This is a genomic window from Pseudomonas sp. PsB (assembly GCF_043658375.1).
GTDB lineage: Bacteria > Pseudomonadota > Gammaproteobacteria > Pseudomonadales > Pseudomonadaceae > Aquipseudomonas > Aquipseudomonas putida_Z.
In genome coordinates this window covers 922,940-936,536 of record NZ_JBIGLU010000001.1, presented here as the reverse complement: position 1 = coordinate 936,536, position 13,597 = coordinate 922,940, and the positions used below count along the sequence as shown (strand labels likewise).

13 protein-coding genes are annotated in these 13,597 nt (G+C 64.2%); 6 read left to right on the top strand and 7 right to left on the bottom strand.

Annotated elements, in window-relative coordinates; all coding sequences use genetic code 11:
• Positions 1 to 7 precede the first annotated feature (7 nt).
• Positions 8 to 487: an NYN domain-containing protein gene (locus ACGLHT_RS04325; RefSeq protein ID WP_004576858.1), complete on the bottom strand. Its 480-nt coding sequence runs from the start codon at positions 485 to 487 to the stop codon at positions 8 to 10.
• A 162-nt stretch (positions 488 to 649) separates the two neighbouring features.
• Positions 650 to 1,405, bottom strand: a complete 756-nt coding sequence (locus ACGLHT_RS04320; protein ID WP_137162469.1) for a DUF2076 domain-containing protein — start codon at positions 1,403 to 1,405, stop codon at positions 650 to 652.
• A gap of 166 nt (positions 1,406 to 1,571) precedes the next feature.
• Between ACGLHT_RS04320 and ACGLHT_RS04315 the strand changes: the two genes are divergently transcribed.
• Both ACGLHT_RS04315 and ACGLHT_RS04310 read left to right on the top strand, forming a co-directional pair.
• Positions 1,572 to 2,228, top strand: coding sequence for a YciC family protein (locus tag ACGLHT_RS04315; protein WP_137162470.1), 657 nt, complete (start codon positions 1,572 to 1,574; stop codon positions 2,226 to 2,228).
• A 276-nt stretch (positions 2,229 to 2,504) separates the two neighbouring features.
• Positions 2,505 to 2,732 (top strand): hypothetical protein, encoded by a 228-nt coding sequence (locus tag ACGLHT_RS04310; protein ID WP_137162471.1) that lies wholly within the window; start codon positions 2,505 to 2,507, stop codon positions 2,730 to 2,732.
• Between the two features lie 289 nt (positions 2,733 to 3,021).
• Here the strand turns inward: ACGLHT_RS04310 and hrpB are convergent, their stop codons facing one another.
• Positions 3,022 to 5,562, bottom strand: a complete 2,541-nt coding sequence (gene hrpB / locus ACGLHT_RS04305; protein ID WP_274120294.1) for an ATP-dependent helicase HrpB — start codon at positions 5,560 to 5,562, stop codon at positions 3,022 to 3,024.
• 117 nt (positions 5,563 to 5,679) lie between these two features.
• Between hrpB and ACGLHT_RS04300 the strand changes: the two genes are divergently transcribed.
• Together ACGLHT_RS04300 and ACGLHT_RS04295 are read left to right on the top strand one after the other, a co-directional pair.
• Positions 5,680 to 6,099 carry a hypothetical protein gene (locus tag ACGLHT_RS04300; protein ID WP_046613202.1) on the top strand — a complete coding sequence of 140 codons (420 nt, stop codon included), beginning with the start codon at positions 5,680 to 5,682 and terminating at the stop codon, positions 6,097 to 6,099.
• A gap of 22 nt (positions 6,100 to 6,121) precedes the next feature.
• A complete protein-coding gene (locus ACGLHT_RS04295) occupies positions 6,122 to 6,994 on the top strand; it encodes a cation diffusion facilitator family transporter (protein ID WP_274120293.1) in 873 nt (290 codons plus the stop codon).
• Positions 6,995 to 7,071: 77 nt separating this feature from the next.
• On the opposite strand, the gene ACGLHT_RS04290 is transcribed toward ACGLHT_RS04295, so the two are convergent.
• Entirely contained in the window at positions 7,072 to 7,857 is a 786-nt protein-coding gene (locus tag ACGLHT_RS04290; protein ID WP_013974330.1) for a DUF6515 family protein, read from the bottom strand.
• 395 nt (positions 7,858 to 8,252) lie between these two features.
• Here ACGLHT_RS04290 and ACGLHT_RS04285 point away from each other — a divergent pair, with 395 nt between their 5' ends.
• Positions 8,253 to 8,729 (top strand): Lrp/AsnC family transcriptional regulator, encoded by a 477-nt coding sequence (locus ACGLHT_RS04285; protein ID WP_003249795.1) that lies wholly within the window; start codon positions 8,253 to 8,255, stop codon positions 8,727 to 8,729.
• Between the two features lie 54 nt (positions 8,730 to 8,783).
• Entirely contained in the window at positions 8,784 to 8,987 is a 204-nt protein-coding gene (locus ACGLHT_RS04280; protein WP_013974331.1) for a DUF2788 domain-containing protein, read from the top strand.
• A gap of 136 nt (positions 8,988 to 9,123) precedes the next feature.
• Here the strand turns inward: ACGLHT_RS04280 and ACGLHT_RS04275 are convergent, their stop codons facing one another.
• The 3 genes from ACGLHT_RS04275 to ACGLHT_RS04265 form a co-directional block, all read right to left on the bottom strand.
• On the bottom strand, positions 9,124 to 9,762 hold the full coding sequence (locus ACGLHT_RS04275) for a pseudouridine synthase (RefSeq protein ID WP_274120292.1): 639 nt from the start codon (positions 9,760 to 9,762) through the stop codon (positions 9,124 to 9,126).
• 6 nt (positions 9,763 to 9,768) lie between these two features.
• Entirely contained in the window at positions 9,769 to 11,232 is a 1,464-nt protein-coding gene (amn, locus tag ACGLHT_RS04270; protein WP_025340748.1) for an AMP nucleosidase, read from the bottom strand.
• A 215-nt stretch (positions 11,233 to 11,447) separates the two neighbouring features.
• Positions 11,448 to 13,100: an acyl-CoA dehydrogenase family protein gene (locus ACGLHT_RS04265; RefSeq protein ID WP_274078608.1), complete on the bottom strand. Its 1,653-nt coding sequence runs from the start codon at positions 13,098 to 13,100 to the stop codon at positions 11,448 to 11,450.
• Positions 13,101 to 13,597 lie beyond the last annotated feature (497 nt).

Below are 13,597 nucleotides of genomic sequence, written 5' to 3'. Positions count from 1 at the left end.
AAAAATCTCAGTGTTTTAGCAACAGCGCACCCTCGATGGGCACATAGCGGGTGGCAGCACGGATCAGCGACAGTGCGGTAAGCCCGGGCACACCATACACCACTGCCTCGGTGCCATGGCGCTGTATCACCCGCTCCAGCAGCAGGTCGAAATCGCCATCGCCAGAGGCCAGTACCACTTGGTCGACGCGGCTGGCGGCGTCGATCACATCCAGGGTGATACCCACATCCCAGTCACCTTTGGCCGAGCCATCGCTGCGCTGGATGAAGGGCTTGAGGCGCACATCGAAACCGAGATTGCGCAGGATCTGCTGGAACTGCTGCTGTTTGCTGTCGCCACGGTCGATGGCATAGGCCACGGCCTCGACGATCTGGCCTTCGCGGCTGACATCGGCCCACAGGGCGGTGTAGTTGAAATGGCAGCCGTGGGCCTGGCGCACGGTGTAGTAGAGGTTCTGCACATCGGCGAACAGCGCGATCTTTTTCACCTTGGAACCCCTTGGTCGGCCTGGAATGCTGGGGGCTGCCTTGCAGCCCTTTCGCGACACAAGGCCGCTCCTACAGGGGTTCGCGTACCCTTGCAGGAGCGGCCTTGCGTCGCGAAAGGGGCGCAAAGCGCCCCCAAAATTGCCAGCAGTATGCCAGACCTGTCAGACGTACGAATCGTCGTCCGAGAAGAACCCGCCATCATCGCTGCCATAATCGCTGTCGGCATAACCACCCTGGTCGCTGCCCCAACCACTGTCGTCAGCCACCTGCTGCTGCGCCCCCGAGTCGTTCCAGCCTCCGCTGTCGCTGGCCGGGGCCGGCTCTTCCTTGATCACCTCGACCACCTCCTCCGGCTGCGAGTTGTGGTTGAACAGGCTGCTGATGCCCTGCGCCAGCAACACACCACCCGCCACACCGGCCGCAGTCTGCATCGCACCGCCGAGGAAGCTGCTGGCACCACTGCGTGCCGGCGCAGCGCCAAAGGCAGGCTGCTGCGCTTGTGGCTGGGAAAAGCCCGGCGCCGACGGCTCACGCCAGCCACCGCCGGATGCCACGGGGGCTGCAGCGGGACGCTGCGGTTGCACGGTCGGGGCCGCATTGCGCCCAGACGAACCAAAGATGCTGGACAGGAAACCACCACCGCCATTGCTCGGCGCGCTGCTGGCACGGGCGGCCTCGGCCTGGGCACGGGCCTGCTTCAGTTCGGCTTCCAGTTGCTTGTTCTGCTCGTCGAGGCGCTTGATCGCTGCCTCCTGCACCAGGATCGCCTGGGCCATGTAATAAGGCGCCGCCGGCTGCTGACGCACATGTTCCTCGATGCATGCCTGGGCCTGCGCATCACGTGGCTGGCTCGGGTCCTCGGCTTGCTTGAGGCGGCCGAACAGGCCGTCGATCAGGGTTTGTTCTTCAGTATTCATGGGGCGACCTCGTGGGGTAGCGGACAACGGACAGCGTCAAAGATGGGGCGTACAGGCGTGGGATTCAATCACCGGCGGCGTGAAACTTTTTTCAGCAAGTGACAGCCCCAGGCCTGCTTTGGGCTAAAGTTATGCCCCTGTTTTTACTGCCATGCGATGTAGACCGATGAACCCGCTGAGCGTCCTGCGCGACTCCCTGTACTTCTTCCGCCGCCACCTGCCGAACATCCTCCAGCTGTGCCTGCCGCTGGTGGTGCTGGAAGCCTTGCTCACCCAGCTGCTGTACCGGCAGATGGGCGATCAGGCATCGCCGGCCTACGGCATGCTGATCAGCCTGCTGTTCTACCCGCTGTACAGCGCCGCGCTGATCCTGTACCTCGACACCCGCAGCAACGGCCAGGAAATCGCCAAGCGCGACCTGTTCGCCCGCGCCCTGCAATTGTGGCCACAGTTGGCCCTGCTGATCCTGATCAGCTCGCTGCTGATCATGGCCGGCCTGGCGCTGTTCATCTTCCCGGGCGTGTGGATCATGATCAACCTGGTGTTCGCCGAGTACCTGCTAGTACTGCGCGGCCGGCCGGTGGTGCAGTCGATGCGCGACAGCGCAAGCATGACCACTGGGCACTTCATGCGCATCATGATCTGTGTCGTAGGTGTGCTGGCGCCGATCTGGCTGATCGACGGCCTGCTGCTGATGGCCTTCCCCGAGCCATCGCCCGGCATGGAGCTGGCCATGGACAGCCTCAGCGGCTTCCTGCAGTTGTTCAGCACCGTAGTGCTGTACCGCCTGTTCATGTTGCTGGAAGGCGAAGCCGGCGCCTGAGGCCACGAGGGACAGCCGTCAATCTGCTTGACGAGCTGCCCCCCTAGCGCTACCTGCACCGTCGCATGTGTTCGCCAACTGCTGCGCCAAGGTACCCAGTCGACCGTTCAACAGCACATCAAGAAAGGGAAATTTCTTAATCCTTATTTAACTATTGCCCCTCAATCTTGCCCACGCACCAAGCCCAACCAAACTTCGACTTCAAGCATTTCCATAATCTCGGCATGGGCGCCCCTGGCTGCCTGTAGCCCCAAACTTTACCTATGAGGAGTTCTTATGAAACAGCTGTCGAAATACATCGCCGTGGCCGTGGCAATTTCCATTCCGTATCTTGCCCATGCTGAAGACGGGATGGAAAACGCAAGAAAATTCCAGGAGCACAACAGGCAGACCTTCCTTCTGCAAAAACAGCGGCATGATCGTGAGGTGCTAGCTAAAGCCCATGAAGATTCGAAAAAAACCGCCCAGACCGAAACTGCTGAAGGGGGCAAATCCGGAAGTTGATCTCTGCAAACGCATAGGGGGCTAGCCCATGTAACGAATACATGGGAAGCGAATGTCGCTGACATGCCAATCTACATGGACACCTTCAATGCAATGGCGCAACATCGCCTCAAATTAATTTATCGCCACGCTTTCCATTGAACAATGGCTGCAGTTTTTAGCGACAACCGAATTTTTTCCCCAATAGCATTTCCGGCTCAAGTCGAAAATACGTCGTGCTCGGCGCCGAACTTCGAAACTATGAAGTCGAAAATGCCAGGCCTGAATAACTTCATTGCATACGGTAACTTCAGGTGCCTCGAACAAGGCCTCTGGGTTTGGCCCGTGCCGTCGCCTCGGCCACTAGCGGGTCATCCGGCCAGTAATGTTTCGGATATCGCCCTTTCAGATCTTTCTTCACCTCGGCATAGGTCGTACGCCAGAAGTTGGCCAGGTCCTGGGTCACCTGCACCGGGCGGCGTGCCGGTGACAGCAGGTGCAACTTGACCTGCTGGCGGCCGTTGGCGATGCGTGGAGTGTCGGCCAGGCCGAACAGCTCTTGCAGGCGCACCGCGAGGATCGGCGGGTTTTCGCTGTAGTCCAGGCGGATGTTCGAGCCGGACGGTACCGCCAGGTGCGCGGGGGCCTGCTCCTCCAGGCGCTGCGGCAGCGGCCAGGGCAACAGGTTGCGCAGCATCGACGACAAGTCCAGTGCGGCGAAATGGCTGAGGCGCGACACCTTGCCCAGGTAGGGCTGCAACCAGTCTTCCAGGCTGGCGAGCAAGGCCTCGTCAGCCAGATCGGGCCATTCGCTATGGCCGTCCTTGGCCAGGTCCAGTTGACGCAGCAAGGCCACGCGCGCCTGCCATTGTCGCAGCTCGGGAGTCCAGGTCAGCAGGTTCAAGCCTTTGCGCCGGACCAGCCCAATCAGTGCGCGAGCCCGCGCTTCGTCATCCAGGCCGGGCAGCGGTTCGCGGCTGAGCACCAGCTCGCCGACCTTGACCTGGCGCTCGGCGCGCAACACCTGCTCGCGTTCGTCCCAGTCGAGGATATCGACCCGCTCGACCTGTTCGGCCAGCACGCCCTCGAGCAGCGCCGGATCGAACTCGGCAGCCAGATAGATGCGCTCTTCGCGCTGCCCCTGGCGGCTGCCCAGGTCGGCGATCACCAGCCACGGGCACTTCATCAGTGCATCGACTTCGGCAAACAGCGCCGCACGGCCGTTGGCCAGCCGGTATTCCGCACCGCCCTCGCGGCGCTGCTGGGCGACGCGGTCGGGGTAGGCCAGCGCCAGCAGCGCGCCCAGCCAGCGCGGATGATCGGGGTCCGCAACCGGCGCGCCTGGTTTGCCACGCAGCAGGCCACGGTACTGGCGAGCCAGTTGGCGCGCACGCTGCACACCGCCGTGGCTGCCACGGGAAGCTTTGCTTTCGCCACTGACCAGCGCCAGCCGGCTGTGCAAATCGGCACCACCGCCGCGCTGGATATCCCGCTCGCCCAGCAGCGCAGCCACATCGCAGGCCATCTGTGCCAGGCCCAGATCCTGGCCGCGCAACAGCAGATGCGCGATACGCGGATGCGCCGGCAACTCGGCCATGGCCTGGCCGTGTTCGCTGAGGTTGTCACGGCTGCCGGGCTTGAAGGCGTTGAGCCGCGCCAGCAGGTCCTGGGCCTGGGCGAAGGCGGCCGTGGGGGGCTGGTCGAGCCAGCGCAACTGCTCGGGTGTAACACCCCAGCGCGCCAGTTGCAGGGCCAGGCCAGCCAGGTCGGCCTGCATGATCTCGGCGCTGCCGTGGGCGGCCAGCTGGTCATGCTGGGCCTCGGACCACAGGCGATAGCACACGCCGGGCTCCAGGCGGCCGGCACGGCCAGCGCGCTGAGTGGCACTGGCGCGAGAGATGCGTTGGGTGTCCAGACGAGTCATGCCGCTGCCGGGGTCGAAACGCGGTACCCGGGCCAGGCCTGCGTCGATCACCACGCGCACACCGTCGATGGTCAGGCTGGTCTCGGCGATGTTGGTGGCCAGCACCACCTTGCGCAGGCCCTTGGGCGCCGGGTCGATGGCCGCACGCTGGGCGTCGAGATCGAGCTCGCCATGCAACGGGCAAAGCAGGACCTCGGGGCGCTCGCCCAGCGCTTCCTGCAGGCTCTGGTGTACCCGGCGGATCTCGGCTTGACCTGGCAGGAATACCAGCACACTGCCGGTCTGGTCGGCCAGTGCCTGCAACACGCTGTCCACTACCCGTGGCTCGATGAACTCACCCGGCTGGAAAGGCCGCCCCCAACGGATGTCGACGGGGTGCATGCGGCCTTCGCTGCTGACCACCGGGGCATCATCCAGCAGCCGCGAAAGGCGCTCGCCCTCCAGGGTCGCGGACATCAGCAAAACCTTCAGTGGCGGGTCGTCCCGCAGCAACTCCCGGCCATTCAGGCTCAATGCCAGGGCCAGGTCGGCATCAAGGCTGCGCTCGTGAAACTCGTCGAAGATCACCAGCCCCACCCCCTCCAGCGCCGGGTCGGCCTGCAGGCGGCGGGTGAGGATGCCTTCGGTCACCACCTCGATGCGGGTATTCGGCCCGACTTTGCTGTCCAGGCGGATGCGATAGCCCACGGTTTCGCCGACCTTTTCGCCCAGCTCGCTGGCCAGGCGCTCAGCCGCAGCCCGCGCTGCCAGGCGGCGGGGCTCGAGCATGAGAATGCTCTGCCCAGCCAGCCACGGCTCGTTGAGCAGCGCCAGCGGCACGCGGGTGGTCTTGCCCGCGCCAGGTGGCGCTTCGAGCACCGCTTCGTCACGGTTTTCCAGGGCCTGGCGCAGGGCGGGCAAGACAGCATCGATCGGTAATGAAATCATGGTGGTCCTCGAACAGTCTGGCGAGTATAACGGCGAACCCAAGCTGCCCTATCATGGTCTTAGCTTCAGGTGCAGGCGTTTCGCTTGCCCTGCTGAATACCTTTTCGGAGTTTTTACATGCGCATCCCATCCCGCGTCATCGGTGGCGCCCTCATCGTCACCTTGCTGACCCAACTGACGGCCTGCGGCACCATTCTGTACCCGGAACGTCGTGGCCAGATCGGCGGCAAGATCGACCCAGTGGTTGCCGCAATGGATGCCATCGGCATCCTGTTCTATGTGATCCCGGGGCTGATCGCCTTCGGTATCGACTTCGCCACGGGCGCCATCTATTACCCAGGCGGGCGATCCGCCCAGGTTGACCCGGTCAAGCTGCGTGAGGCCGTGAGCCCCGATGGCAAGGTCGACAACTTGAAGCTGCAGGCCATTCTGGAAAGCGAACTGGGCCAGCGCCTGCCGCTGAACGACCCACGGCTGATCCAGCATCGCGGCAGCATCGAGCAGTTGGCCAGCCTGGGCCTGGTACCTGCAGCCTGAAGTACAAGGACACTACCCACGGATGATGACCACCCCGGCTGAACACCAGCGCCTGCTACGCCTGGCCACTCGCGCATCGCTGGCGGTGGCCAGCATCCTGGTCCTGAGCAAGGCGTTGGCCTGGTGGCTGAGCGGCTCGGTCAGCCTGCTGGCCGGGCTGACCGACTCGGCACTGGATGCCGTTGCCTCGTTTCTCAACCTGCTCGCCGTGCACTACGCCCTGCGCCCGGCCGACAACGACCACCGTTTCGGCCATGGCAAGGCCGAGGCCCTGGCCGGTATGGCGCAGGCGCTGTTCATCGGGGTCAGTGCGGTGCTGATCGGTGTGCAGGCGGTTGAACGCCTGCACACCCCGCAACCTTTGGGCGATACCGCCGTCGGTATCGGGGTAATGCTGCTGTCGCTGGTGCTGACCCTTGCCCTGCTGGCACTGCAACACAAGGTCATCCGCCTGACCGGCTCCACGGCGGTGCGGGCCGACTCCCTGCACTACCGCTCGGACCTGCTGCTCAACGGAAGCATCCTGCTGGCCCTGCTGCTGGCACGCTTTGGCTGGCCGCAACTGGATGCGCTGTTCGGCCTGGGCATCGCTGTCTATATCCTTTGGAGCGCGCTGCAGATCGCACGGGAAAGCACGGCCATCCTGATGGATCAGGAACTGCCCGGCGATGTCGGCGAGGCCATGGCTGCGCTGGTGCTGGCCATTCCCGGGGTCAAAGGCGTGCACGACCTGCGTACACGGGTGTCGGGCAACCAGTGGTTCGTGCAGTTGCATCTGGAGATGCCGGGACAGTTGCCGCTGCATGAGGCGCATGCCTTGTGCGTGGAGGCCTCGAAGGTGATCCGCCAGCGTTATCCACAGGCGGATGTGATGGTGCATGCGGATCCGGTGTGAATCAGTGAGCGTAACTGTAGGAGCGGGTTTACCCGCGAACACCGGCACAGCCGGTGCCATGCACCGCATGTCTTGCTTTAGTTGATGTTGTAGCCTCGGCCACTGAAGCACGCGCCCAGCGCCCGCCGGTAGTTGTCCGCCACATTGGCCGGCGGCGCATAAGTCGCCGTCGCCGGGTCGAACCCTGACTGGCTCACCGCCCAACGGTGGCACTGGTAACGGTCCTGTTCCTGCTGTTCCTGCCCTTGCCCATACATGGGGTAGGCCACCACATCATACCGACCACTTACAGGTGCGGGCGCGGCTAGCGGCGGATTGACCACCACGTACTCGCGGCTGTCGGCCAGGTACTGGTAATAGGTATCGGCCACCAGGAAGAACAGCGCCCCGCCCAACCAGACTTCCCGCGCATAAGGCGGCAGGTAGTCGACCCGCACGCCGTAGGGCGGGCTCACCACGACATAACGGCCACCATGGGGGCGATACCAGTAACCACCGGAGTAGAAGTAGTCATCGCCACGGTAGGGCACTTTCCAGTAGCGGTCCGGGAAATGATCGATGGTGTGCCCCGGGCGATACTGCGGCCCCGGCCCCCAGCCATTGCCATGACCATCCGGGCGCCCCTGCCAGTCACCGCCAGGCCGTTGCCCCGGGCCACCGGCTTCCCAGTGGCGGTTATCGCCATGGCGGTGGGGAATGTCCTGGTAATAGCCCTGGCGTGGCGGCTGGGTCTGCTGCACTTCGTCACGCGAATTGAGCGAGCGGCCCGGCGCCCCCTCGCCCGGCCCTTCGGCCATGGCCCCGAGACTGATGCTCACCCCCAACACACCAACACCTGCCAACTGCCAGATGCGCGACTTCATGCTGTTCCTCTCGGTAGAAAATACGGCAACCTCAGCCAGTCTACCGCGCCTGTCACGCAGGCCAATTAAATTTCCGGACATGAAAAAAGGGAGGCCGCTGGGCCTCCCTTCAGGAATTGTCGTCCGTGCTCGGCACTTGTGGCGCCGGCTCACCTCACACCGTCTTCTGGAAGGTGTGTAGCCCGGGGGCCTGCAGATCCTGTTGGATGGCTGGCCGCGACCGCCCGCCTAGGGCGCGTCGCCGTGGACTGATGTCCGGGCAGTGATTCTGTGGATAAAGATACCGGACAGGCTGCGGCAGATGATTGCGAAGATTGCTCGGATAAATAGCACTTGCGCAATTTTTCACCCTGGATTGATAATTCACCGCAATCCGAACAGAAAAGGCATAAACCATGAGCAAACTTGACCGCTACGACCTGAGCATCCTCGCCGAATTGCAGCGCGATGCGCGCATTTCCAACCAGGAACTGGCCGAACGCATCGGCCTGTCGCCTTCGCCATGCTCGCGTCGGGTCAAGCAACTGGAGGACGATGGCTACATCTCGCGCCAGGTGGCCCTGCTCGACCGCAAGAAGCTGGGCCTGAGCCTGACTGCCTATGTGCTGATCGGTATGGACCGCCACACCCCGGAGCGTTTCGAAACCTTCGAGGCAGCCATCCGCAACCTGCCACAGGTGCTCGAATGCAGCCTGGTCACCGGCATGGATGCCGACTACCAGCTGAAGGTGGTGGTGCCCGACATGGACCACTACCAGAAACTGCTGCTAGGCAGCCTGACCCGCATTGAAGGCGTCACCAGCGTACGTTCGAGCTTCGTGCTGAACCAGGTGCTGGCCAGCACCGAGCTGCCCTTGACCCACCTGCGTTAATTGCCTGCGCCAGCAAGCGTATAATCGGACGCTCAACCCGCCTGGAGAACACCGATGGATCCCGCCGTATTCGAAGAGTGGATGATGATCATCCTGGTCACCGTGTTGATCGGTTTCATGGGTTTCATCGTCTGGGACCTGGCGAAAAAGTCCAAGGCCGGGCGGTTCGGGACGCTGATCCTGTTCTTCGTGCTGGGCCTGGGGGTGCTGGCCTTTATCATCAAGAGCGTGGTGGTGGGGTTTCTCGAAGGGGTGTAAGCCTCAAGAAAGCCGGGAGCGCTTTGCGCTCCTTTCGCGACACAAGGCCGCTCCTACAGGGATCGCACAATGCCTGAGTTTGCGCTGCACCTGTAGGAGCGGCCTTGTGTCGCGATGGGCCGCAAAGCGGCCCCCGCTAGCGCTGCAACTTTGCCGCCACTTCGCGCCAGCAGCCCTGCTCCAACCCATCCAGCGCCCAGTCGCCAATCCGCACCCGCACCAGGCGCAAGGTCGGCAACCCCACCGCCGCCGTCATCCGCCGCACCTGGCGGTTACGCCCTTCGCGAATAACCAGCTCCAGCCAGCTGGTCGGCACGCTCTTGCGAAAACGCACCGGCGGGTTGCGCGGCCACAGCTCGGGCTCGTCCAGGCGCCGCGCCTCGGCCGGCAAGGTCGGCCCATCGTTCAGTTCCACGCCATCGCGCAAGCGCTGCAACTGCTCCTCGCTCGGCTCCCCCTCCACCTGAACCCAATAAGTCTTGGCAAGCTTGTGCTTCGGGTCGGCAATGCGCGCCTGCAGGCCGCCATCGTTGGTCAGCAGCAACAGGCCTTCACTGTCGCGATCCAGCCGCCCGGCCGGGTACACGCCGGGGATGTCGATGTAGTCCTTGAGCGTCGCGCGCCCGTCGCTGTCGCTGAACTGGGTCAGCACGTCGAACGGTTTGTTGAACAGGATCAGGCGCGGCTCGGCCGGTGGCGCCTTGGGCTGGCGACGCGGGCCGGTGGCAGGCCGCGCCTGGGGGCGGCGCGGCTTGGAACGGGGTGGCAGTGACATGGATCCTCAGCGGAACGGCGGCTCATCGAAACTGCGCAGTTTACGCGAGTGCAGCGAGTTGAGCTCGGTGCGCAGCAGGTCGAGGGCGGCAATGCCGATCTTCAGATGCTGGCTGACCGCCCGGTTATAGAAGGCGTTGGCCGAACCCGGCAGCTTGATCTCGCTGTGCAGCGGTTTGTCGGACACACACAGCAAGGTGCCGTACGGCACGCGCAAGCGGTAACCCTGGGCGGCAATGGTACCGCTTTCCATGTCCACCGCCACGGCACGCGACAGGTTGATCAGCGGCCGCTCCTGGGCCCAGCGCAGCTCCCAGTTGCGGTCGTCGTAGGTCAGCACGGTGCCGGTGCGCAGGCGCTTCTTCAGCTGTTCGCCACGCTCGCCGGTGACCTGCGCGGCGGCTTCCTGCAAGGCCAGCTGCACTTCGGCCAGGGCCGGAATCGGGATGTTCGGCGGCACCACCCGGTCGAGAATGCCGTCACGGCGCATGTAGGCGTGTGCCAGCACATAATCGCCGATGGTCTGCGACTGCCGCAGGCCGCCGCAGTGGCCGATCATCAGCCAGCAGTGCGGGCGCAGCACGGCCAGGTGGTCGGTGATGTTCTTGGCATTGGACGGGCCGACGCCGATGTTGACCAGCGTGACGCCGTCGCCATCAGCGGCGATCAGGTGATACGCCGGCATCTGGTAGCGGTGCCAGACCACGCTGGCCACCAGGGCCTGGGTTTCACCGTGGTCCATGCCCTTTTCGATCACCACGTTGCCCGGCAGCACCATGCGCACGAAGCGCGGGTCGTCACGCAACTGGTCGAGGCCGTGGCTGATGAACTGGTCGACATAGCGGTGATAGTTGGTCAGCAGGATCCACGGCTGCACATGGCGCCAGTCGCTACCGGTGTAGTGCACCAGGCGGCGCAGCGAGAAGTCGACACGCGCGGCATCGAACAGCGCCAGCGGCAGGGTTTCGGCACTGCCCCAGTCATACAGGCCGTCGGCGATGTTGTCGGTGGCAGCCGACAGGTCGGTACTGGGGAACACCCGCGCCAGCTGCGCGGCGGTGATGCCGCTGCCGGCCAGTTCGTCGCCCTGGTCGACCACGTAGGGGTAAGGGATGTTCTGTTCGCTGACGCCGACCTCTACCGTGACGGTGTAGTCGTGCATCAGCGGGCGCAGTTGCTCCAGCAGGTAGCCACGGAAAGCAGCCGGCTGGGTGATGGTGACACTGTAGGTACCGGCCACCTGAACCTTGGCGTAAGCCCGCGTGGTGGCGGCGACTTCACCGTGGCTGTAATAGGTCAGGCGCAGCGCCGGGTAGCGGAACAGGTCGCGCTCTTCGACGCCCGGCTCGGTACGGTCCTTCAGGTAACGCTTGAGGGCCTGGCTAAGGGCCCCGGTGGCCTGGTCATGCAGGGCCGCCAGACGGTCGACGGCCTGTTCGGGGGTATCAACGACTACAAAAGCTTGGCTCACACTGTGCTTCCTGTCTGGACATGCATGTGAACCATCTTGCCTGCCTTCTTGGCTAAATACATCCCCATTGATCGGTGTTAATCAGCAGGCCAGCGCTGGTCCCTGTAGGAGCGGCCTTGTGTCGCGATAGGGCTGCAAAGCAGCCCCGGCAATTTGTGCATCTGCGCTGATCCCCTGGGGCTGCTTCGCAGCCCTATCGCGACACAAGGCCGCTCCTACAGGTCTTGTGCTGGCGTCGCTCTGGCCACCAATGCCTCCACATCCACACCCCGCGGCAACGCCCCATACACGCGCCCGCCCCCCGTCAAGCGGCTGTCGATAAACGCATCACTCACCACCGCATTGCCCGCCTCAAGCAACAGCTTGGCCTGCAGCGCCAGGGCAATATCCTCGGTCAGCTGCCGCGCGCGGTACTGCATGTCGCCAGTGTCGGCAAACGCCCCCTTGAGGTTACCGATGTGCGCCGCCAGGCGCGGGTCCCCGTGCCCATCGCCCAGCTCGGCGAACAGCGCATCGAGCACGCCCGGCTCCTTGGACAAGGCCCGCAGCACGTCCAGGCATTGCACATTGCCCGAGCCTTCCCAGGTCGAGTTGACCGGCGCTTCGCGGTACAGCCGTGGCAGGATGCTGTCTTCCACATAACCCGCCCCGCCCAGGCACTCGGCGGCCTCGTTGATCATCGCCGGCGCGCGCTTGCAGATCCAGTACTTGCCCACCGCCGTGACCAGCCGGGCGAAATGCGCCTGCTGCGGGTCTTCCAGCTGCTCCAGCGCCTGCCCCATGCGCAGGCTCAGGGCCAGCGCGGCCTCGCTTTCCAACGCCAGGTCGGCCAGCACGTTCTGCATCAACGGCTGCTCGCTCAGCAGCCGCCCGCCGACCTTGCGGTGCGCGCAATGGTGGGTCGCCTGGGTCAGCGCCTGGCGCATCAGGGCGCTGGAGCCGACCATGCAGTCGAAGCGGGTCATGGCCACCATTTCGATGATGGTCGGCACGCCCCGCCCTTCTTCCCCGACCATCCACGCCAGGGCACCGCGGAACTCCACCTCGCTGGAGGCGTTGGAACTGTTGCCCAGCTTGTTCTTCAGGCGCTGGATATAGAACTGGTTGCGGTTGTCGTCCGGCCGATGGCGCGGCAGCAAGAAGCAGCTCAGGCCCTTTTCGGTCTGCGCCAGGGTAAGGAAGGCATCACACATCGGCGCCGAGCAGAACCACTTGTGCCCGACCAGCTCATACGGCTGGCCTGGGCCAGGTGCGCCGACCGGATAGGCCCGCGTGGTATTGGCGCGTACATCGGTGCCGCCCTGCTTCTCGGTCATGGCCATGCCCAAGGTGACCCCGGCCTTGTGCCGGTCGCCGACGTTGCGCGGGTCGTACTCGCAGGCGAGGATTTTCGGCAGCCAGTATTCGGCCAGTTCGGGTTGCAGCCGCAGCGCTGGCACGGCGGCGAAGGTCATGGTCAGCGGGCAGCCGGTACCGGCCTCAGCCTGGCTGTGCAGGTAGGTCATCGAAGCTCGCGCCACATGGGCACCTGGGCGGGGTTCGGCCCATGGCAGCGAAGGCAGGCCGTGCTCGACGGCGGTGCGCATCAGTTCGTGGTAGGCGGGGTGGAACTCGACCAGGTCGATGCGATGGCCGTAGCGGTCGTGGCTGCTGAACTCCGGCTTGTGCGCATTGGCCAGGAAGCCCGCCTGCATCAGCGGGCCGCCGGCCAGGGCACCGTAGGCATCGATCCGCGATTCGGCCCAACCCGCACCGAAGCGCCGCGACCATTCCTGTAGAGGAAGGTCGAGACGGTACAGGTTGGCACCGTCGAGGGGCGGTGGCTGGTTGGTGACTTCGTGGGTTTCAGCGTACTGGTGCAGGTTCATCGGGGGCTCCTGGATCCGGGTAGCTTGAGAGCCCCAGTGAAGCACTCCCCGCGGGTCAGTCAAAGTGACATTAATGACTAAACATGGGGTGGGGGGGCATGTCTTGGGGATGCAGCGGGGCTGACAGGTGTTCGCCACGACAGTTGCAGCGCCTGTGAGATCGAGCGCCGCCCGCGCGGCGCTTCGCGGGACAAGCCCGCTCCCACACTTGTTGCAACGTGCCGAACTTGCCAGGCCATGGTTGCCTGTCTTGGTGCCTGTCTTGAGACAGGCAAGGCGGCATTAATACCCACCTTGAAATCCAGTCATAGCGACAAGGCTGCCACCCATGGCCTCAAAGGCTTGGTCACGTTGCAACAAATGTGGGAGCGGGCTTGTCCCGCGAAGCGCCGCGCGGGCGGCGCTCGATCTCCCAAACGCTACACCTGTCACGGCGAGCACCTGCCAGCCCTAACCCGATCCCCGCTTCACTTCCCGGCACTGCCAACAAAAATCGC